This is a genomic window from Clostridioides sp. ES-S-0108-01, assembly GCF_020662285.1.
Taxonomy (GTDB): domain Bacteria; phylum Bacillota; class Clostridia; order Peptostreptococcales; family Peptostreptococcaceae; genus Clostridioides.
Genome location: NZ_JADGMN010000013.1, coordinates 89,270 through 110,647, shown reverse-complemented (window position 1 = coordinate 110,647; position 21,378 = coordinate 89,270). Strand labels below are relative to the sequence as shown.

Below are 21,378 nucleotides of genomic sequence, written 5' to 3'. Positions count from 1 at the left end.
ATAAGTTTTTTTAATATTTCGTTTTTGTTAAACATAAAAAGTGTGCACCTTCCTTTTATATAGTGATATTTAATATTTTAATTATCACCATTTTTTAGAAGAATACACACTTTATTTTAAAGACCCTCTTTATGGCAATGATTTAAATATAATCAAATGTTGTAAAGAAGATTTTTTATGAATACTTTAAGAAAACAATTAGTCAAAGACAAAATTTAAAACAAGTTTATCACCGTTTTTTTCTAAAAGAGTGTTTACTAAATAGCATTATATAATCCCCCCTTTTTAGTATTATTTATATAACGAATAAAGAATCGTTTTTTAGACACTTATATATAAATTTTTTTATTAAATTTTAAGAATGTATTTTCAATAAGATTTAATTATCAGAAGTAGAATCATAATATATAAAATAAACAATCAAAAATGGTGTAAAAACTAATACTTTTTGTTAATATTAATAGATAAAGATAAACTAAGGTGGTGATTAAACTGACAATAGAAGAATATAAAAATAAATACTCTATTGGAGATAAGATTATACTTTCCTTAAAGAGCTTTGATGATAAAGAACTATACTATCATGAAACTGATAACATATTAAATTCAATAGATGAAATAGAGAGATTAACATCAATCAAGATATTTAAAATAATAGAAGATAAAAATGATTTAGCCTTAGAGTCTTATTATTCTAGTATGATTGAAGGTGCTTTTTCAACTAGAAAGATTGCAAAATCTATAATTAGAGGAAAGATGAAACCAAGTAATAAAAGTGAATATATGATTTACAATAATCATAGAGCTTTAGAATATGGATTAGATAATTTAGATAAATTATATAGCCACAAATTTATATATAATTTACATCATATATTGGGTGAAAACTGCTTAGATTCAGAAGAATATGAGTACAGAACTGAAAAAGTATATGTATGTGATTCAAAAGGTGAGATTATACATACAGGACTTGATCCTTTGAAAATATATGACTTTATGGGTGAATTAATAACTTTTATGGAAGATAGTAAGGTAAATGATTTAGTAAAGAGTGCAATAATTCATTTCTACTTTGTATATGTTCATCCTTTTAGTGATGGTAATGGAAGAACATCAAGAGCATTATCTTATTTATATTTAATTGATAAAGGATATGATACTTTCAAGAAGTCTCAATATCATATATGATATCTAAAAACAGAACTAAGTATTATAAGGCTATACTTGATGTAGAGGATAAGGGATATAATTTAACTGTATTTATAGAGTTCATGTTAAAGTCTATAATACAATCTATCAATGAAATGAGAGACATGCATGATAGAAAGTCTTTAGAGAGTATACTAAAAGAGGAATTATTTGAAAATGACATAACTCTATCAGCAACAGAAGAACATATATTAAAATATATTTGTAATAAAGATAATTATTCTATGACATTAGAAAACTATATTAAAAAGAATAAAAGTAGATACTTAAAGGCTGGAATAAGGGAAATCGAATTAGTTGACCAGTTGATGGAAGTGTTTAATAATCTTGAAGATATAGAGATTTTATCTAGAGAAAAGGATGTATATAGAATTAATGAGAAGTACTTGAAGATGCTTGAAATAAGTTAAATTAAAGGATATAAAAATAAAAAGTGTATACAGATATATAATAATAAGGAGACTGTAAATTAATTTGTGCTTTTAAAGATAATTTCTACTTTATAGCAACAATTATTTATTTACTATTAATATTTCCTAATATATGAATTTTATTCTAATAAATTGTAAAAAATATATACTGGGATATTTCTAAATATTTTTGGAAATCATATATATTATGGCAAATTTTTAGAATATGATTTTTAAAAATTATATTCTATTATCAAAGAATATAGATAACTGATTATATATACTATCCCAGTTTCTATATCTCATAGTCCATTTTTTCATCACATTTTCACTTGCTAAGAACAATATTTTTAATAGTGAGTCGTCTGATGGAAAGGTGGACTTTGTTTTTGTGACCTTTCTAAACTGTCTATTAAGTCCTTCAATTATATTTGTAGTGTACATTATAGTCCTTATTTCTTCAGGAAAACTAAAGAATGGTGCTATAACATCCCAGTTATTTCTCCAAATTTTAATTGCCGAAGGATACTGTTTACCCCATTTTTCATCTATTTTATCTAAAGCCGATGAGGCTTCTTGTTCATTAACTGCTTTATATACAGATTTAAAATCACTTATTAATGCTTTTGAATCTTTGTATGAAACATATTTAAAAGTATTTCTTATTTGATGGATTATACATTTTTGTATTATAGAATTAGGATAACTTGCGGCTATCGCCTCTTTGAAGCCATTTAATCCATCAACACTAAAAATTAGTACATCTTTAACACCTCTATTTTTTAAATCGGTTAAAACACTATACCAAAACTTTGAAGTTTCGTTTTCACCTATCCATATTCCTAAAATCTCTTTGAAACCATCCTTATTTACTCCTAAAACTACATATGCAGCTTTATTTTTTATTTTTCCATCATCTCTTACTTTATAATGAATTGCATCCATAAATACAAAAGGATAAACTTGTTCAAGAGGTCTGTTTTGCCACTCTTTAGCTCTTTGAATTACAACATTTGTTATATTGCTTACTTGATCAGCTGAAATTTCTATACCGTATAAATCTAATATTTGGTCATGTATATCTCTTGTTGACATACCTCTTGCATAAAGTGATATTATTTTTTCTTCAATTCCTGAGATATCTCTAATATTTTTAGGAACGACTACTGGGTTAAAGTCATTATATCTATCTCTTGGAACATCAAGTTCTACATCACCAAATTTTGACTTTACAGTTTTTTTGCTATATCCATTTCTTCTGTTACTTGTATTCTTATTAAGGCTGTCGCCCTTTTCATAACCTAACTCTACTGCCATTTCTTGTTCTAACATCTCTTGCAATATATCTTTGAACATATCTCTTAGATAGCTACTTATATCTCCAGATTTTATAAATTATCCATCTGATATAATTTCTTTGACTAATTGTTTTCTTAAAGTATTCATAAAAAATCTCCTTTACGACATTTGATTATATTTAAATCATTGCCATAAAGAAGATTTTTATTAACCTTGAAGCACAAATTATTTTACATTACCGAGTTTTCTTAAAGGGTTTTGTTTTTTTATTCTTTTTAAATGCATTTCTTATCATTCCAAAATAATTGAATAGAAGTTTCTTTTTCTACATATTTAGCTTTATTACCATTTATTGATATATTTTCGACCTTAGCATTTTCTGTATCAATAATATAATATCTAAGGTAAAATTAAATATTTTAGATATACTATTATTTTTTGACTAAAATACTAAAGTGAAATTTATCAACTTTGCATTATGTTTATTATCTGATACTTTAAACTATAATTTCCATACCATCATAGGCAAAATAAATATTATCAAGTTTCTTTTCTAATTCACTGTAATAACCATATGATTTTCCCCACATTTCATCAATATGTGTAACTATAACCTTTTTAATTCTGTAATAATTTTTAATTTCTATAACTTCATCTAAAGTAAATATTTCATCTTTGAATGGTGCGTCTTTAAGCTCCGTTCCATCGTTTAATATGCCATCATCAGAAACTAAACTGATTATTAAAACATCTGCATCAAAGTACATATCATTATGAGTAAATGGTTTTGGATTGCAACAAGCGTATATAACCTTTTTATCATTCTCTCTGATAACATAGAAGGTTATATTCCTATCTCGGTTGTTGTTAAACAAATCAATATCAAAATTATCTATCTTTATATGAGAAGTTTCATTAACAGAAATGCAGTGTAGAACATCCCCATAATATTTAAGACAATCAAGGTTCATTCGATTTATATCTTCAATCACTTCAGGCAACGCATAAAATTCAATAGGAGTATTTTTATCTGTAATAAAGTCATAGCCAATTTTTTCGACAATTCTAATGCCTTTAACATGGTCTGGGTCATGGTGAGAAATCGAAAGGTGTTTTACTTGTGATATTTTTTGCCTGTTGCAAGCCACTGCAATATCTTCAGGTGTGTCTATCAACATTTTTATATCATCAATATATAGGCTTGGACCTAATCTTTCATATCTTCCACCTTTTTGCCTGGCTTCCTCACATATTTTGCATTTACAAAATGAACTTGGAATAATTGACATACCACCACTACCAATAATTTTTAATTTCAAAGCTATCATACCTCCTTATTAAAATGTTAGATTATATGAATAATCTACAATTAAAACTTCCTAACAAAATTTTGATTTAGTAGATTATATCACGTATAAACGTGAAAGAACAGAAATATATATAATCTTAAAAATATATTAATATAATGTACATAAAAAATATCATAAATATATGATAAGATAAATACAATGGCAACATTTTATTAATTTTTTGGGTTTTTATATATTTAGGTACTGGGGTGATATAGTTGAACCAAGAGATATTTTTTAAAATAATGAATGAAATATTGGAAAATATTGATGAAGGGGTACATTTTGTTAATAAAGAAGGGAAAACTATAATCTACAATGATTCTGTACAAAAAATGGAAAAAATGAACAGGCATGATATTTTAACTAATTCATTTTTTGATATAGTAAAGAAAATGAAAATAAATAGAAGTACACTAGTAGAAGTTTTGGAAAAAAGGGAAATTATCAAAGACAACATTCAAAAATATCTAGATAAAAATGGAAAAGAGATAACAGCAATTAATACTACAATACCAATTGATGTTAAAGGAGAATTTGTAGGAGCACTTGAAATATCAAAGAATATGACAACCATAGAAAATTTACTAAATAGAAATTATAAAAAAAATTTAATCAATAAAGTTAATAGCAGACAAAAGAAGGGCTATGAATTTGATGATATTTTAGGAGAAAGTAACCTTATTAAAGAGGCAATAGCAAAATCTAAGAAAGCTTGTAAGTCTGATGCTTCAGTATTTATATATGGAGAAACTGGAACGGGTAAAGAATTATTTAGCCAGTCAATCCACTACGGAAGTAATAGAAAAAATTATCCGTTTATAGCACAAAATTGTGCAGCTTTACCAGAATCATTATTCGAAGGCATACTATTTGGAACTAGCAAGGGAGGATTTACAGGGGCAATAGATAGGCCAGGCTTATTTGAACAAGCTAACAAAGGGACTTTATTACTGGATGAAATAAATTCCATGCCTATTATGTTACAGGCTAAAGTACTAAGGGTTTTACAAGAAGGTTATGTAAGAAGGGTTGGAGGAACTAAGGATATACCTATAGATGTAAGAATTATTGCAACAACAAATGAAAGTCCAAAGGTCATTTTAAATGAGCATAAAATAAGAAAAGATTTGTATTATAGGCTTAACATAATTCATATAAAAATTCCTCCTCTTAGAGATAGAAAAGAGGATATATCTCTATTGTGCAAAAAATTTATTTCAAAGTATAATAAAAAGTTAAATAAAAAGGTGATAGGTATTTCAGATGAAGCTATCAGAATTTTAGAAAATTATGACTGGCAAGGTAACGTAAGAGAGCTGGAAAACATAATTTATTGTACTATGAGTATGATGGAAGACGAGATACAAATAGAAACAAGTATGATTAATCTAAATGACTATTACAATATTAAAGAGAATAAAGAGAGTAACAATTATTCTTTAAATGATTTAGGGAAGAAGACACTTAATAATATTCTTAGTGAGATAGAAGAAAATTATATATATGAATCATTAGAAAAAACATCGTACAATATAACTAAAGCTGCATCAATTTTAGGTATGAATAGGCAAAATTTACAGTATAAAATAAAAAAATATAATATTAAAATATTATAAATAAACAAAACAAAAAAGTAAAATAGAAGTAAAATAGAAGTAAAATAAAAAAGCAAAATAAAGGAGCAAAATTATTATAAAAGAGCAAAATATTTTGCTCTTTTTTTTATTTGTTAGAAGAAATATTATTTTTTATTTATGAAAATACATAACAAAATAATTATAGTTTCAACGTTCCAATAAATATTTATTTTAATTTTAAAGTTGGCATGATTTATGCTTTAAATAATTGTTAAGAATATATAAATTTTTAGGAGGGTGTATATATGAGAAAAGTAAGAGTTGGAATATGGGGATTTGGAGCTATGGGAATAGGTATGGCTAATATGATTCTAAAAAAAGAAGGTATAGAAATAGTATCTGTTTGTAGTAGAAGTACTTCAGGTAAAAGTATGTATGACGTTTTAGGTATTGAAAGAGGAGAAAGACCAGAGGTTATTATCAATGGAAATTATGAAGAAGTTTTTAGAGAAAAAAGCGTGGATGTTGTTTTGTTAGCAACGGATTCATTTACTAAAAAGGCTTTTGATAAAATAATGTTCTTATTAAATAGAAAAATAAATGTTATATCAACAGCAGAACAAATGGCATATCCACAAGCTGATGATGCAGATTTAGCTAAACAAATGGATGAAGTTGCAAAGGAGAATGGAGTAAGCATACTTGGAACAGGAATAAATCCAGGTTTTGTATTAGATTTATTAGTATTAGCACTTTCAGGGACTTGTGAAGAAGTTACTAGTATAAAAGCTAAGAGAGTAAATGATTTATCACCATTTGGAAAATCTGTTATGGTAGAACAAGGCGTTGGAGTAACAAAAGAGGCGTTTATAAAAGGTGTAGAAAATAATACTATAGCAGGTCATGTAGGGTTTGTGGAATCAATAAATATGATAGCTGATGGATTAGGATGGAAACTAGACAAGATAGAACAAACAAAAGAGCCAATAATGACTACAGTAGATAGAAAATCTAAGTACGGAGAGGCATTGGCTGGAAATGTTGCTGGTTGTAGACAATGTGGATATGGATATGTAAACGGAGAAGTTTTAATTGAAATGGAGCATCCACAACAGATAATACCAGAAGCAGAAGGCATTAAAACAGGAGACTATGTATCAATAAAAGGTATACCAAACATTGATTTACAAATAAATCCTGAAATACCTGGAGGAGTAGGTACTTATGCAATGATAGTAAACTCTATTCCATTAATAATAAATGCTAGACCAGGTCTTAAAACTATGTTGGATATACCAGTACCTAGAGCAATAATGGGAGATGTAAGAAATCAGATAGAAGTTGAATTAGAGGAAGAATCAAATGCTAATTAGTAAAATAACAGTTAGCTAATTAGTAAAATAATAGTTAATTAACAAAATAACAGTAAACTGATTAGTAAAATAATAGTTAATTAATAAGGGGATGAAAAAATGGATGCTAAAATTAATGATTGGGTTATTATACACAATATAGTATTGACTCCAGAAGAAAGAGCTCCACAAGTTCCAGAGGATACTAAAAAAGTATCCTTAGAAATGTGGGTTAAAGGATTTATACAAAATGATGCCTCTATAGGTGATTTAGTAGAAGTTAAAACAATTACAGGCAGACTTGTAAAAGGCAATTTACTTAAAGTAAATCCATATTATACTCATGATTATGGTAAATGTATACCAGAGTTACTTCAAATAGGAATACAAGCTAAAGAAATATTATTTGGAGGTGTATATAATGAATAATACAGCATCAATGAGAGATATGAGTTATCAAGCTGTTATGGGAAGAAATAATGAAATAATGAAAAATGCAATTGGGCTTGATTACTCTTCCTTTGAACAAGAAGGAATAGGATTTGATTATGAAAAAATGATGAGTGAAACAGGATATACATTACAAGATATTGAAGTAATTCAATCCCAGTATGCTGTTGGAAATACACCTATAATAGAACTTAAAAATTTGACTAAGTTAGCTAGAAAATGTGCTCCAGATGGTAAGGGTGCTAGAATATTTGTAAAAGATGAAGCAATGAATGCATCTGGTAGTTTTAAAGCAAGAAGGGCAGCCACTGCAGTATACCATGCCAAAAAAATGGGATATAAAGGTGTGATAGCAGCTACTAGTGGAAATTATGGTGCAGCTGTAGCATCTCAAGCGGCAATGCAAGGTTTAAAATGCATAATAGTGCAGGAATGTTATGATTCTAATGGTGTAGGTCAACCTGAAATTATAGAAAAAGCAAGAAAATGTGAGGCATATGGAGCAGAGGTTGTTCAATTAACTGTTGGACCAGAATTATTTTATACATTCTTAGTCTTATTAGAAGAAACAGGATATTTTAATGCGTCATTATATTCACCATTTGGGATTGCAGGTGTAGAAACTTTAGGGTATGAGTTAGCTATTCAATTTAGAGAAAAATATAAAAAAGACCCTGATGTAGTTGTTTGCACAAATGCAGGTGGAGGTAATCTCACTGGAACTGCAAGGGGATTGATAAAAGCTGGTTCTCTTAACACTAAAGTAGTAGGAGCAAGTGTCGATTTAAAAGGATTGCATATGGCTAGTGATAATCAATTTAATAAAAAATCATTTACAACAGGGCATACAGGTTTTGGTATACCATTTTGTACGTGGCCTGATAGATCAGATGTACCTAGGTCTGCAGCTAGACCACTTAGATATATGGACAGATACGTGTTAGTAAAACAAGGAGAGGTTTTTTATACAACTGAATTACTGGCACAGTTAGAAGGTATAGAAAGAGGTCCTGCAGGAAATACATCTTTAGCAGCAGCATTCTCTTTAGCTCAAGAATTAGATGAAGATAAAATTATAGTAGTACAAGAAACAGAATATACAGGTGCAGGTAAACACATATGTCCACAACTTACTTTTGCAAGAGAAAATGGAATAGATATAAAATTTGGAAATCCAAGAGAAGAAATTGCAGGAGTAAACTTAATATTACCAGAAAGACCAGAATTATTGAAATGTGTTGATGTTGACATGAATAAAATAAGAAAATCATTTATAAAAAATTGTATATCTAACAATCACATTGATAATGTTGATAGTTTAAGTAATCAAGATATAGAATTTTTAATGGAAGAAGTAAAAAGTTCAAGAGATTTTGTTGCTGATGTTTTAAATAATTTATAATAATTACTGTTTTTTAATTTAACATAGAATAAATATTTGGAAAATTCACTTAAATTGATATGAATGGGGGAATGTTCATGAAAAAAAGAGCGGATGATTTTGAAGTTAGAAGAAAACATCTTCAAGAACTGAGTGATGATGAGTTAAAAGAAAGGTTTTGGAGTTTAGCTACCCAGATAGTAGAACCAATGATAGAACTTGGTAAAAAGAATACAACACCATCAATAGAAAGGTCTGTCTTGTTAAGAATGGGATTTTCTTCTCTTGAAGTAAAACCTATTTTAGAAGGGGTTATGGAAAGAGGTCTTATAGGTAAAGGAGCAGGGCATGTAGTTTATAAGCTGGCTAAATCTAAAAATATAACAGTTAGAGAAGCAGGTTTACTATTAGTCAATGGTGAATATTGGGATGAAGTTACATGTTTATTTAGAGAAGGGGTAGAATCATGTTAAAGGAAAATAAAAAATTGGATATAGACTATATATTAAAAGATTTGGATAAATATAAACCAAAACGAAGAGGTTGGGTTTGGAGAGAACATTTGGAAAATCTTGAAATGGGACCTTTTAAATATAAAGACTGTACAAAACCTTTAAAAGACAGTGTGGGGCTACCATCATCTAAGTACTTCAATAATATAGACCCTCAACCAAGCCCAGTTATTACTACTGAAATAGCTTCTGGTAGATTTGAAGATGATATAAGAAGAATGAGGATGGCAGCTCATCATGGTGCTGACCATTTAATGGTTATTAGAACTGCTGGACAATCACATTTTGACGGACTTATAGAAGGTACTCCTCAAGGTATAGGTGGAGTTCCAATAACAAGAAAACAAGTAAGAGCTCAGAGAAAAGCTCTTGATTTTATAGAAGAAGAAGTTGGTAGACCTATTAATTACCATTCATATGTAAGTGGTGTTGCTGGCCCTGAAGTAGCAGTAATGTTTGCTGAAGAAGGGGTTAATGGAGCACACCAAGACCCACAATACAATGTTCTATATAGAAATATAAACATGGTAAGGTCTTTTGTAGATGCTTGTGAAGCTAAGAAAATAATGGCTTTTGCCAATATAGCTCAAATAGATGGAGCACATAATGCTAATGCTACTGCTAGAGAAGCATGGAAGGTAATGCCTGAACTTATGGTTCAACACGCTTTAAACTCTATATTCTCAGAAAAAATAGGAATAGATAAAAGCAATATATGCCTATCAACAGTTCCGCCAACAGCACCTCCAGCACCATGTTTAAGAATAGACTTACCTTATGCTGTTGCACTTAGAGAATTATTTAGCGATTATAAGATGAGAGCTCAAATGAATACTAAATATATGGAATCATCAACTAGAGAAGCAACAGTTACTCATGTATTAAATTTATTGACATCAGTATTAACTAGAGCTGACATACAATCAACTATAACACCTGATGAAGGTAGAAATGTACCTTGGCATATATACAACATAGAAGCATGTGATACAGCAAAGCAAGCTTTAGTTGGTATGGATGGTCTTATGGATATGATAGAACTTAAAGATGTAGGTGAATTAAGAGACAAAGCAAGAGAACTTAAAGAAAGAGCTGTATTATATATGGAAGAAATATTTGAAGTTGGTGGATATTTTGAATCTGTAGAACAAGGATTTTTTGTTGATTCTGGAAATTATCCAGAAAGAAATGGTGATGGAATATCTAGAAAAATAAAAGGAGGAGTTGGTGAAGGCACTGTTTATGAAAGAGAAGAAGATTATTTAGCACCTGTAACTGCTCACTTTGGATACAATAATGTAGCTCAATACGATGAAAATGCTATAGATAATCCATCAATGTTAATAGATGGATGTACATTTGAAAATCCAGACAAAATAATATATATCGATGAGCTTGATGATTTTGATAATGTGGAAAATAGACTAAAAGAATCAGATGAATATAGAAATGGAACTAAAATTAAGCCTGAAATGGAATGGTGTGCAGATGGAATTGTAATGATAACAATGATGCTTCCTACTGATAAAAGAACAGCTGAGTTTGCAGCTCTGGAATTTGCAAAAAAAATGAACTTACAAGAAATTGAGGTTATAAGTAGAGAAGTTATGCATGAGTCTGAAGGGACTAGGATAGAAGTAAAAGGAAGAGTTCCATTTGATATAGATTTAAACAATTTAGTAATACCAGAAGAACCTAAAGTACTAACTGATGAAGAGATAAGAGCAGATATAGAAGAAAAACCTATGAAAATAGTTTCAGCTACAGTTGGAGAAGACGAACATTCAGTTGGTTTAAGGGAAATAATAGATATAAAACATGGTGGTATTGAAAAATATGGTATAGAATGCCATTATCTAGGGACTTCTGTACCTGTAGAAAAATTGGTAGATGCAGCGATTGAACTAAATGCAGATGCAATACTCGCATCTACAATAATAAGTCATGATGATATTCACTATAAAAACATGAAGAAATTGCACGATTATTGTGTAGAAAAAGGTATAAGAGATAAAGTAATGATTGCATGTGGAGGAACACAAGTAACACCTGAAATAGCCGTTGAACAAGGAATAGATGCTGGGTTTGGAAGAAACAGCAAAGGTATACATGTAGCTACTTTCTTAGTTGAAAAAAGAAGAGAAATGAATAATAAATAATGGAAAATAAAAAAGTTTCTTTAAAAATAGATGTGTTGGTAGCTGAAATAGGAAGTACTACTACTGTGGTAAACGCTTTCCACAATATTGATACTAATAATCCTGTATTTTTGGGTCAAGGTCAAGCTCCAACAACAGTGTTTGAAGGTGGCGATGTAAGAAATGGCTTGTCAGGTGCTATTAAGGATTTAGCTAATAAATTATCTGTAGATGATATAGAGTATAATGATATGTTTGCAACTTCTAGTGCAGCTGGTGGATTAAAAATGACTGTTCATGGATTAGTATATGATATGACAGTAAAAGCAGCTAAAGAAGCTGCTCTAGGGGCTGGAGCTGTTATTCATCAAGTGACATCAGGCAGAATTAAAAGAACTGATTTAAATAAAATAAAAGAAATAAACCCAAACATAATTTTAATAGCTGGTGGAGTCGATTACGGAGAAAGAGATACAGCTATTTATAATGCAGAAATGATAGCTTCTATGAATCTAGGCATACCAGTTATATATGCTGGTAATATTGAAAATCAAGAGGAAGTAAGGTTAATATTTGAAGGTACTAATTATAAGCTTTATATAACTGAAAATGTATACCCTAAAATAGACTTATTGAATATAGAACCTACAAGAAAAATCATTCAAGGTGTATTTGAAGAACACATAACTACAGCACCAGGAATGAAGTATATTAAAGAAATGGTCAATGAAAATATTACTCCAACTCCAGGAGCTGTAATGGAAGCTTCTAAACTTTTATATAAAAATATTGGAGATTTATTAACTCTGGATGTAGGTGGAGCAACTACTGATGTACATTCTGTTACAGATGGAAGTGACTATATTAATAAAATTTTAGTTAATCCTGAACCTACTGCAAAGAGAAGTGTTGAGGGGGATTTAGGTGTATATGTAAATATGAAGAATATAGTAGAAGTTATAGGTAAAGAAAACTTACAAAGTGAACTATCTATAGATATTGATGCAGTAATAGATAATTATCCTCCAATACCAAAATCAAAAGAAGAAATATTATTTGTTGAGAGGTTGACAAAAGAAGCTGTTGTTAAAGCTATGCTAAGACATTCAGGGAAAATAAGAAATATCTATGGAACAACTGGAAAAGTCAAAATTGCAGAAGGGAAAGATTTAACAGAAGTAAGATATATAGTTGGCACAGGGGGAGCACTTACTAGGCTCCCTAGTAGAATTGAAATATTAGACAATATGTTCAAGTACAATAAAAATAATGAATTACTATTTCCAAAGGAAAAAACAAAAATATTGATAGATAATGACTATATTATGGCATCCATGGGTGTTTTATCTAAAAAATATGAAGAAGCATCTCTTAAGCTCCTGCTAAAAAGTTTGAACTTCGAGGAGGAAAGATTATGTACCCTAGGTTAGAAATAGATATGGAAAAGTTAAAACATAATGCAAAAGTAATTTCGCAGATGTGTCATGAAAGAAATATTAAGATATCTTTTGTTACTAAATCATTTTGTGCACAAAAAGAAATAGTAGAAGAAATATGTATTGAAGGAATAGACCATATAGCAGATTCAAGAATACAAAACTTAAAAAAATTACAAGATATAAATTTACCTAAAATGTTGATTAGAATTCCCATGCTAAGTGAATTAGAAGAAGTTATCAATTATTGTGATATTAGTTTTAACTCAGAATTAGGAACAATAAAGAAGTTAAATGAATTGTGTGAAAGTAAAAATATTATTCATAAGATAGTTCTTATGTTTGACTTAGGAGATTTACGAGAAGGATATTTTTATGAAGAAGACTTTTTTAATGATGTAAGAGAGATAGTAAGGCTAAAAAATATTAAAATAGTTGGTATAGCTACAAACTTAACTTGTTATGGAGCTATTATACCATCTAGAGAAAATATAGGTAGATTAGTAGGTATAGCACAAAAAATGGAAGAGAAATTTGGAATAAATCTTGAAATCGTATCTGGGGGTAATTCAAGTTCTATACATCTAATGACAAGTAATAATATGCCAGAAGGTATTACTAATTTGAGAATAGGGGAATCTATTCTACTTGGTAGAGAAACATCATACGGTAAAAATATAGGTGGAACATATCAAGATGCATTTAAATTGATATGCCAAGTAGTTGAATGTAAAGAAAAGCCATCAGTTCCTATTGGAGAAATAGGAGTTGATGCTTTTAGGAATAAACCTGTTTATGAAGATAAGGGAATCTTAAAAAGGGCAATCATAGCTATAGGTAAACAAGATATAAATATTGACTCTTTAATTCCAATAGACACTGATATAAGAATATTAGGAGCAAGTTCAGACCACATGATATTAGATGTAAGTAACACAAAACATGATTATAAATTAGGTGACAATGTAGAATTTTTCTTAACTTATGGAGGTATCATGTCATCTAGTACGAGCGAATATGTTTCAAAAAAAATTATAGTGTAGTGTTCAAATAATTAGGAGGAAATTATTTTATGAAAGAGCGAGAATGTAGGAAAGCAAATCTATTTGATGCAATGATACCAATTACTTTTCTGATATTATTTTTAAGTCTAGGAGTATTAGTGTATGGTTCATCACCTCATGTACCACTAATAGGAGCTGCAGCAGTAGCAGGGCTTGTAGCTGTATATAGACTTGGGTTTAAATGGAAAGAGTTAGAATTAAGTATGTTTAATAGTATAAAGATGGCGATGCAAGCAATCTTAATCATAATTATAATAGGTGTACTTATAGGGACTTGGATAGTAAGTGGAGTAGTTCCATGTATGATTTACTGGGGACTAAAAATTTTATCACCAAATGTTTTTTTAGTGGCATCAACACTAGTCTGTGCAATAGTATCTCTTGCGACAGGTTCATCTTGGAGCACAATGGGTACAGTAGGAGTAGCTCTTTTAGGAATTGGTCAAAGTTTAGGTATGCCAGTTGGATTAATAGTAGGTTCTATCATATCTGGAGCTTACTTTGGAGATAAACTATCACCTTTATCTGAAACGACTAACTTAGCTCCAGCAATGGCAGGAACAGATTTGTTTACACATATAAAATATATGCTATATTCAACTATACCATCATTATTAATTTGTTTAGTAATTTATGGTATAATCGGAATGAAGTATTCAGGTCAAGCACTAGATATAAAACAGATAGAACTAATTAGGTCTACATTAAATTCTACATTTAATACTTTATCGCCAGTATTATTATTAGCTCCGGCAATAGTAATTGGATTGGTTGTATTTAAAGTTCCTGCTATACCAGGGCTTATAGTGGGTGTTGTATTAGGAGTATTGTTTGCAGTAGTTTTTCAAGGAGAATCTATGAATATGATATTAGACGCAGCACAAAATGGATATGTTTCATCAACACAAATAGAAGAGGTAGATGCTTTATTATCTAAAGGCGGGATTGCGAATATGATGTCCACTGTATCTTTAACAATATGTGCTCTATCTCTCGGAGGTATTTTGGAAAAAACAGGTATGCTTGAAGTCGTAGCGTCTTCTTTACTAAGATTAGCAAAGGGTGTATTTGGAACAGTATTATGTACAATGGTAACTTGTACAATTACTAACATAATAGCAGGTGAACAATACTTATCTATAGTTATACCAGGAAGAATGTATAATAAGGAGTATAAAAAGAGAGGTATACATCCTAAGATGTTGTCAAGAGCTTTAGAAGATAGTGGAACTTTAACTTCTCCACTAGTACCATGGAATACATGTGGAGCGTATATAACAGCAACATTAGGTGTATCTGCATTAACATATGGTCCATATGCTTTATTAAATATTATAAATCCAATAGTATCTCTAGTATTAATTGCATGTAAGTTTAAAATAGCAAGAATAGAAGATGAACCTGAAACTTGTTTAAATTCTGAAATTTGATATTAATAAGTTTAAATTTGTAGTTTTATATTATTTTAATATTTGAATTGTTTGTATAAATTTTTCATGAAAAGAAGATTTTTTAAGACTTGCCTTAAAATGAGGCAAGTCTTTTAAGTATGTACTGTTTATAAGAATACTGTGTGACAAGCATGATAAGATTGTTTTTGTTATACTTTTGATATAAGAAATAAAAGGAGAGTCTGTTTTATATTCATATGAAATAATTAGTTATACAGTAAATTTTGGTATAAAAATATTAGAAGTGAAAATAAAGTAATGAATGAATAAAATGACTAGAATATTTAATATAACAATAGTTGAACAGTCTGAATATTGTATTTTAGCAATACGAAAAATAATTGACTTTACGGCATAGTTTTCAGAGTTTTCGAAGCAAAGTTTAAAAAATTTCTAAATATCTGGATGAGAGAGGAATTATTTTCATGGTCAAAGAACAGTGGATATAAACTTCATGGAGATATATATTATTAGTACTTAAATGATATCAATCGTCCAGCTAGTGAATATCTTACGAAAATAATGTTACCTATTATATAGAAAATTGAAAATTATTGTCTGTTATTTGATAATAGAGAGGACGTTTACTGCATTAATTTTATTCTAATGACAGCAAGGAGATTTGATTTGTTATTCTATATAACTCAAACATATTGTGAAAGTCTACTTAAGATGCTCAAAAGATGATGCTTAATTTATTGTTATATAATTTGTAAAGTGTTATAATTTAGAAGAAATAATATAGATAGATATAGGGGGAAAGTATGAAGATATATGATATATTAACACGTTTTTATATTCAAGATATAGAAAAAGCAATACCATTTTATGAGAATCTTTTAAAAGAAAAATGTTCTTTGCGTTTCTCTTATAAAGAAGTTGGATTAGAATTAGCACAAATAGGAAATGTCTTACTATTATCTGGTTCTGATGATTCTCTCAAACCATTTATAGAAACTAAGTCTACTTTTATGGTTGATTCTGTTAATGAATGGAGAAGTTATCTATTAAAGAATGGAGCAGTTGTGGTAAGAGATAAGAAAAAAGTTCCTACAGGATATAATATGACAGTAAAACATCCAGATGGCACAATTGTAGAATACGTTCAACATACAAAACAAGATTAGTTAAAAATAGATTTTGCTAATAGGTAAGCAATTATAGTTTATGCTTAGAAGTCTAATTTGTTAGTTTCAATAGATTATAAGCCAAATTAAGGTATATTAAAATAGAGTATAAACTTATTTACATAAAAGGTGAACTTTATATAGAGTTCACCTTCAAAAAGGAAATAATAAATAACTATTTAGATTTACTAAATGAAAGGTTGTTGAAGATTAAAGGGTTAGAGTATTTAATCAAAAAGTAGAAAGTGATATATTAAACTTTTGAACTTAGAATTTATATAAGGGATTAAGGTGTTATGTTATTTAGAGAAGAGTTATTATTAGGATTGGAAAACATATAAGAATATCATTAACTTTATAGTATTAAATAAAGTACATAGAAACAATAAATTCGTTTGTAAAAGAGCAAGATTAATTAAATATTATTAAGTGGTAATTGATATAATGTTGCATGGATAAAAGGAGGAAAGCTGCAATGTCTTATAAAGTTTAAAAGAAGAAGCTCTTGCAGTTTTTAGACGTAGAAAAGTAGGTCTTATTTATCAATTTTATAATCTTATACCTACTCTTGATGTTAGAAAAAATATATTATTACCCATGTTACTTGATAAAAGAAAGGTGGATGAGGATAGATTCTCTGAGATTGTATCTATATTGGGATTATCTGATAGATTAAATCATCTTCCAAGTCAACTTTCAGGTGGGCAACAACAAAGGGTATCTATAGCTAGAAGTTTAATCTATAGACCAGCTATTTTATTAGCAGATGAACCAACTGGTAATCTCGATAGAAAAAATTCAGAAGAAATTGTAGATATTATAAATATTTATAACTTCACTAATTAATTATATAGGCAAAATACTAAATAGGGGGAATTTATTTATGAAAATAAAAGAAAATGTATTAATGTTAGATAGTACTCGTGGCTCAAATTGTTTTATTGTGTTTGATAAAGAGGTTGCTCTCATAGACACAGGTCTTCCTTTTATGGGGAAAAATATAATTAAAGAATTAAAAACACTTGGAATTAAACTTACAGATATTAAGCATATTTTATTAACTCATCATGATGTTGACCATATATCTAATATTAAATTATTAAAAGAGAAAACAGGAGCAAAGGTATGGGCAGGATATACCCTTCATTACAGGAGAGAAAGATAGACCTGGATTTAAAAAGTTTATTGGAAAGACAATTTCTAGGAGAATTATTAAGGATATTGAACCTTATAGAGAAAATATGCAAATTGGGAATATAAAAATTATCCATACTCCTGGTCACACTCCAGGGCATGTCTGTATGATTTTTGAAGATGTATTATTTGCAGGGGATTTAGTTAAAAATAAGAATGGGAATATAATTCCTTATCCTAACCTTTGGAACTGGGATTCTAAAAAGATGATGAAATCTGTAAAAAGGTTGGATAGTTTGAAATATGAATGGTTATGTATGTCTCACGGAACTCCTTGTGTTAAATAAAAAATAGTAATATATCCTATATTGTCCGTTGACTATATCCAACGCTGATGATAATGTCCAAGAAAGAGTATAGGTGTTGAATTTTATGGTACGCACTTTAATTTTATATTATCTAATTATGAAGGGGTCAATAATGGATTTAGAAGCACGAGCAAAGATAATATTTAAATAATAAATTATAAGAATCATATAATTATAAATTCATAACATTATATTATTTAAAAAGGTTAAGAGAAAAGAAAGATTTATTGTTGAAGAAAGTAAATTAGGGTAATATAATGAATATAAATAACTAATTTTGGAGGTACTTATATAAGGGGTTATTTATTTATAACAAATAATTTAGAATTACCAGAAGAAATTAGAAATAATTTTTTATTCATATCTAAAATTGAAAGGGGGACTATATGAGAAGAAAAAGATTTCTAATCATTTTAAGTATTGGGATTATTCTTTCCAGTTTGCTATCTATTTACTTGGTCTATAATTTGCAGGGGAATGCTAGAGTCATTAATTATACTGGGTTTGTACGTGGAGCAACGCAACGTTTGATTAAACAAGAACTGAACCATCAGCCAAATGATAAATTGATAAAAATATTAGACGATATTATTAGTGAGCTTCAAGGTAGAAGTGGTGCACATGATATCGCTTACTTAGCTGACCATCACTTTCAAACTAATATTATTCAAATGGAACGAGATTGGGAACGTTTAAAGCAAGAAATATATATTGTTCGTGATGGTGGAAAAAGCACTACACTCTATCAATATAGTGAAGATTTTTTTAATTTAGCAGACAAAACAGTTTTATCTGCTGAAAAATTTAGTGAGAACAAGGTTTCATATACTGAGGATGCTTTGAATATTTTAAATCTTTCATTTGTTTTATTGATTATTTTTATTTATATGTATGATGCTAAACAAGATATTTTGCAAAGAAAACTTGAACTAGTACAAGAGGATAATCAAAGAAAAAGTGAGCGTCTTATTAAATTGGCTGAAGACTTAAAGGCTTCAATGAATGATATTTCAGAACTTTTGTATATCAGTGATTTAGAGACTTATGATTTATTATTTTTAAATAAAGCAGGTATTGAAAGCTTTAAAGTTGAGAAAATCAAAGGACAAAAATGCTATAAGATACTACAGGGAAGAGATGAACCTTGTGAGTTTTGTACAAATCCCTATTTAAAAGAAGGTGAAAACTATACTTGGGAGTTTAAAAATCCAGTAACTGGTCGTCATTATCTATTAAAAGACCGTTTAATTGAGTGGGAAGGTAAACTAGCAAGAATGGAGATAGCTTTTGATACTACAAAATCAGAAGAAGAAAAAATAAAATTACGATTTACACTTGATGCTGAAAAAATAATCACGGATTGTGTAGATATTTTATATCGAGATAGTGATATTGAAAAAGCAACTATGTCTGTACTTGAAAAGTTAGGAAGTTTTTTATCTGCTGACCGTTCATATATTGTTTATATTAGAGATGGTTTGATGTATAATGATTATGAATGGTGTGAGGAACATATTTTATCTCAAAAAAACTGTTTACAAGAACTTCCACTTTCTATTATTGAACGATGGATTCCATATTTTACTAATAAGGAATGTATAGTTGTAAAAGATTTAGAAGAGATTAAGTCTACATCACCAGAAGAATATCAAATATTACATAATCAATCTATTACTAGTCTTGTTGTAGCACCATTAGAACAAAATGGAGAACTTATTGGCTATTTAGGAGTTGATAATCCACCTCCAGATAAAATTATGAATATTGCATCATTACTTCAAACCCTTTGTTACTTTATTTCCCTTGCTTGGCAACATTCTAAAACTCAGGAGCAATTAGCAAAACTAAGTTACATTGATAAACTTACTTCATTCTATAACAGAAATCGCTTCATAGAAGATTCTCAAGTGCTTACCAAAATTGACATTTCTATAGGCATTGTTTATCTAGATGTAAATGGTTTAAAGGATGTAAACGATAAATATGGACATGAAATGGGAGACAAGTTACTAATAGAATGTGCAAGACGAATGAAATTGGTATTTCATTATTCTGATTTTTACCGTTTAGGTGGAGATGAGTTTGTAATTATTTGTCGTGAAATTAAAGAGGATGTATTTAGAAAGAAGATAATAGAATTAAAAGGAGAATTCCGAAAAAAACCTACTTGTCAAGTTGCTATAGGGTCATACTGGGCTAGCACAATTGATGATATAGGAGAAATCATAAAAAATGCAGATGCAGAAATGTATGAAGATAAAAAAGATTTTTATCGTAAAAATTCTGTTTCTCAGAGGTATCGCCATCATAGTGATGAAATGCTACATTTAAGAAAGCCTGAGATTCTTGAAAGAGAAATACGAAATAATCGTTTTCTTGTTTACTTACAACCTCAAATTTCTTTTTCAGACCGTTCAATTGTAGGTGCAGAAGCACTTATCCGTTATTTAGATAATTCTAATTCACTTATATCTCCGAATAATTTTCTTCCTATATTAGAAGCATCTGAATTACTTAGCAAAATAGATTTCTATGTATTTAAGTCTATTTGTAAAAAACTTAGAAATTGGATTACTAAAGATATTCCAATCGTTCCAATATCTATAAATTTCTCAGAAGAATCACTTAAAATACCAGACTTTGTGAATTGTTTAGTATCAACTTGTCAATATTATCACGTTTCTACCAAATACATAAAAATTGAAATAACAGAAAGAGTACATGATGAGAAGCACTTTGATGTGAAAAAAATTATATCAGATTTAAGAGCTGTTGGTTTTGTTGTTGCAATTGATGACTTTGGAACTGAGAATGCAAATCTAGCGTTACTTTCTGAAGTTGAGTTTGATATATTGAAATTAGATAAGAGTCTAATTAATAATATTGTATCGAATTCTAGAACAAAGGTGATTATGGAATATATTACAGGAATATGTCATAAGTTGAACATTTATATGGTTGCTGAAGGGATTGAAACTGAGGAACAATTTTTTACACTATTACAATGTAGAGTTGAAATAGCGCAGGGATATTTATTTAGTAAACCCATTTCAATTGATGAATTCGAAAATAAGTATCTAATAAAAAGTCATCAACTGATTTAGATGACTTTTTTGTT

18 protein-coding genes and 1 pseudogene are annotated in these 21,378 nt (G+C 29.0%); 16 read left to right on the top strand and 3 right to left on the bottom strand.

What is annotated here, in order from left to right:
* Positions 1-483: 483 nt before the first annotated feature.
* Positions 484-1,188 carry a Fic family protein gene (locus IR152_RS13125; RefSeq protein WP_227452396.1) on the top strand — a complete coding sequence of 235 codons (705 nt, stop codon included), beginning with the start codon at positions 484-486 and terminating at the stop codon, positions 1,186-1,188.
* Positions 1,185-1,619, top strand: a complete 435-nt coding sequence (locus IR152_RS13120; RefSeq protein ID WP_227452395.1) for a hypothetical protein — start codon at positions 1,185-1,187, stop codon at positions 1,617-1,619. Before IR152_RS13125 ends, IR152_RS13120 begins: the two co-directional genes overlap by 4 nt.
* Positions 1,620-1,859: 240 nt before the next feature.
* Here IR152_RS13120 and IR152_RS13115 read toward each other — a convergent pair whose 3' ends face one another.
* The 3 genes from IR152_RS13115 to IR152_RS13105 all read right to left on the bottom strand — a co-directional run bounded on the left by IR152_RS13115 (position 1,860) and on the right by IR152_RS13105 (position 4,246).
* Positions 1,860-3,011: an IS256 family transposase gene (locus tag IR152_RS13115; RefSeq protein WP_227452403.1), complete on the bottom strand. Its 1,152-nt coding sequence runs from the start codon at positions 3,009-3,011 to the stop codon at positions 1,860-1,862.
* 182 nt (positions 3,012-3,193) lie between these two features.
* Positions 3,194-3,307: a DUF4367 domain-containing protein gene (locus IR152_RS20065; protein WP_227452402.1), complete on the bottom strand. Its 114-nt coding sequence runs from the start codon at positions 3,305-3,307 to the stop codon at positions 3,194-3,196.
* 108 nt (positions 3,308-3,415) lie between these two features.
* Positions 3,416-4,246, bottom strand: a complete 831-nt coding sequence (locus tag IR152_RS13105; RefSeq protein WP_413927501.1) for an MBL fold metallo-hydrolase — start codon at positions 4,244-4,246, stop codon at positions 3,416-3,418.
* A 266-nt stretch (positions 4,247-4,512) separates the two neighbouring features.
* On the opposite strand from IR152_RS13105, the gene IR152_RS13100 reads away from it, so the two are divergent.
* The 14 genes and pseudogenes from IR152_RS13100 (at position 4,513) to IR152_RS13035 (ending at position 21,364) form a co-directional block, all read left to right on the top strand.
* Complete coding sequence (locus tag IR152_RS13100; protein ID WP_227452394.1) at positions 4,513-5,886, top strand: sigma-54 interaction domain-containing protein; 1,374 nt, start codon at positions 4,513-4,515, stop codon at positions 5,884-5,886.
* 266 nt (positions 5,887-6,152) lie between these two features.
* Positions 6,153-7,220, top strand: a complete 1,068-nt coding sequence (gene ord, locus IR152_RS13095; RefSeq protein WP_227452393.1) for a 2,4-diaminopentanoate dehydrogenase — start codon at positions 6,153-6,155, stop codon at positions 7,218-7,220.
* Between the two features lie 99 nt (positions 7,221-7,319).
* Positions 7,320-7,628 carry a 2-amino-4-oxopentanoate thiolase subunit OrtA gene (gene ortA, locus IR152_RS13090; protein ID WP_054272397.1) on the top strand — a complete coding sequence of 103 codons (309 nt, stop codon included), beginning with the start codon at positions 7,320-7,322 and terminating at the stop codon, positions 7,626-7,628.
* Positions 7,621-9,051 (top strand): 2-amino-4-oxopentanoate thiolase subunit OrtB, encoded by a 1,431-nt coding sequence (ortB, locus tag IR152_RS13085; RefSeq protein WP_227452392.1) that lies wholly within the window; start codon positions 7,621-7,623, stop codon positions 9,049-9,051. The genes ortA and ortB overlap by 8 nt, the downstream gene beginning before the upstream one ends.
* A 77-nt stretch (positions 9,052-9,128) precedes the next feature.
* Entirely contained in the window at positions 9,129-9,503 is a 375-nt protein-coding gene (locus IR152_RS13080) for an ornithine aminomutase subunit alpha (protein WP_227452391.1), read from the top strand.
* Positions 9,497-11,701: a D-ornithine 4,5-aminomutase subunit OraE gene (gene oraE / locus IR152_RS13075; RefSeq protein WP_227452390.1), complete on the top strand. Its 2,205-nt coding sequence runs from the start codon at positions 9,497-9,499 to the stop codon at positions 11,699-11,701. The genes IR152_RS13080 and oraE overlap by 7 nt, the downstream gene beginning before the upstream one ends.
* The gene (locus IR152_RS13070) at positions 11,701-13,110 is read left to right on the top strand and encodes a GlmL-related ornithine degradation protein (RefSeq protein ID WP_227452389.1); all 1,410 of its coding nucleotides are present in this window, start codon (positions 11,701-11,703) and stop codon (positions 13,108-13,110) included. Before oraE ends, IR152_RS13070 begins: the two co-directional genes overlap by 1 nt.
* Positions 13,095-14,159, top strand: a complete 1,065-nt coding sequence (gene orr, locus IR152_RS13065) for an ornithine racemase Orr (protein WP_227452388.1) — start codon at positions 13,095-13,097, stop codon at positions 14,157-14,159. Before IR152_RS13070 ends, orr begins: the two co-directional genes overlap by 16 nt.
* Before the next feature lie 29 nt (positions 14,160-14,188).
* On the top strand, positions 14,189-15,610 hold the full coding sequence (gene nhaC, locus IR152_RS13060; RefSeq protein WP_227452387.1) for a Na+/H+ antiporter NhaC: 1,422 nt from the start codon (positions 14,189-14,191) through the stop codon (positions 15,608-15,610).
* Positions 15,611-16,395: 785 nt separating this feature from the next.
* Positions 16,396-16,758: a VOC family protein gene (locus tag IR152_RS13055; protein ID WP_227452386.1), complete on the top strand. Its 363-nt coding sequence runs from the start codon at positions 16,396-16,398 to the stop codon at positions 16,756-16,758.
* Between the two features lie 489 nt (positions 16,759-17,247).
* A pseudogene (locus IR152_RS13050) lies at positions 17,248-17,592 on the top strand (ABC transporter ATP-binding protein); the annotation flags it as partial.
* A 49-nt stretch (positions 17,593-17,641) separates the two neighbouring features.
* A complete protein-coding gene (locus tag IR152_RS13045; protein ID WP_255624784.1) occupies positions 17,642-17,923 on the top strand; it encodes an MBL fold metallo-hydrolase in 282 nt (93 codons plus the stop codon).
* A 76-nt stretch (positions 17,924-17,999) separates the two neighbouring features.
* Complete coding sequence (locus tag IR152_RS13040; protein WP_227452385.1) at positions 18,000-18,239, top strand: MBL fold metallo-hydrolase; 240 nt, start codon at positions 18,000-18,002, stop codon at positions 18,237-18,239.
* Between the two features lie 692 nt (positions 18,240-18,931).
* Positions 18,932-21,364, top strand: a complete 2,433-nt coding sequence (locus IR152_RS13035; protein ID WP_227452384.1) for a GGDEF domain-containing protein — start codon at positions 18,932-18,934, stop codon at positions 21,362-21,364.
* The last annotated feature ends 14 nt before the right edge of the window (positions 21,365-21,378 follow it).

Excerpts from the sequence above, each read along its gene's own strand:
- oraE (WP_227452390.1), top strand. The coding sequence starts at position 9,497 with ATGTTAAAGGAAAATAAAAAATTGGATATAGACTATATATTAAAAGAT.
- IR152_RS13035 (WP_227452384.1), top strand. The coding sequence starts at position 18,932 with ATGGAACGAGATTGGGAACGTTTAAAGCAAGAAATATATATTGTTCGT.
- IR152_RS13070 (WP_227452389.1), top strand. The coding sequence starts at position 11,701 with ATGGAAAATAAAAAAGTTTCTTTAAAAATAGATGTGTTGGTAGCTGAA.
- nhaC (WP_227452387.1), top strand. The coding sequence starts at position 14,189 with ATGAAAGAGCGAGAATGTAGGAAAGCAAATCTATTTGATGCAATGATA.
- IR152_RS13045 (WP_255624784.1), top strand. The coding sequence starts at position 17,642 with ATGAAAATAAAAGAAAATGTATTAATGTTAGATAGTACTCGTGGCTCA.
- ord (WP_227452393.1), top strand. The coding sequence starts at position 6,153 with ATGAGAAAAGTAAGAGTTGGAATATGGGGATTTGGAGCTATGGGAATA.
- ortA (WP_054272397.1), top strand. The coding sequence starts at position 7,320 with ATGGATGCTAAAATTAATGATTGGGTTATTATACACAATATAGTATTG.
- ortB (WP_227452392.1), top strand. The coding sequence starts at position 7,621 with ATGAATAATACAGCATCAATGAGAGATATGAGTTATCAAGCTGTTATG.
- IR152_RS13105 (WP_413927501.1), bottom strand. The coding sequence starts at position 4,246 with ATGATAGCTTTGAAATTAAAAATTATTGGTAGTGGTGGTATGTCAATT.
- IR152_RS13080 (WP_227452391.1), top strand. The coding sequence starts at position 9,129 with ATGAAAAAAAGAGCGGATGATTTTGAAGTTAGAAGAAAACATCTTCAA.
- IR152_RS13040 (WP_227452385.1), top strand. The coding sequence starts at position 18,000 with ATGCAAATTGGGAATATAAAAATTATCCATACTCCTGGTCACACTCCA.
- IR152_RS13055 (WP_227452386.1), top strand. The coding sequence starts at position 16,396 with ATGAAGATATATGATATATTAACACGTTTTTATATTCAAGATATAGAA.
- IR152_RS13100 (WP_227452394.1), top strand. The coding sequence starts at position 4,513 with ATGAATGAAATATTGGAAAATATTGATGAAGGGGTACATTTTGTTAAT.
- IR152_RS13120 (WP_227452395.1), top strand. The coding sequence starts at position 1,185 with ATGATATCTAAAAACAGAACTAAGTATTATAAGGCTATACTTGATGTA.
- orr (WP_227452388.1), top strand. The coding sequence starts at position 13,095 with ATGTACCCTAGGTTAGAAATAGATATGGAAAAGTTAAAACATAATGCA.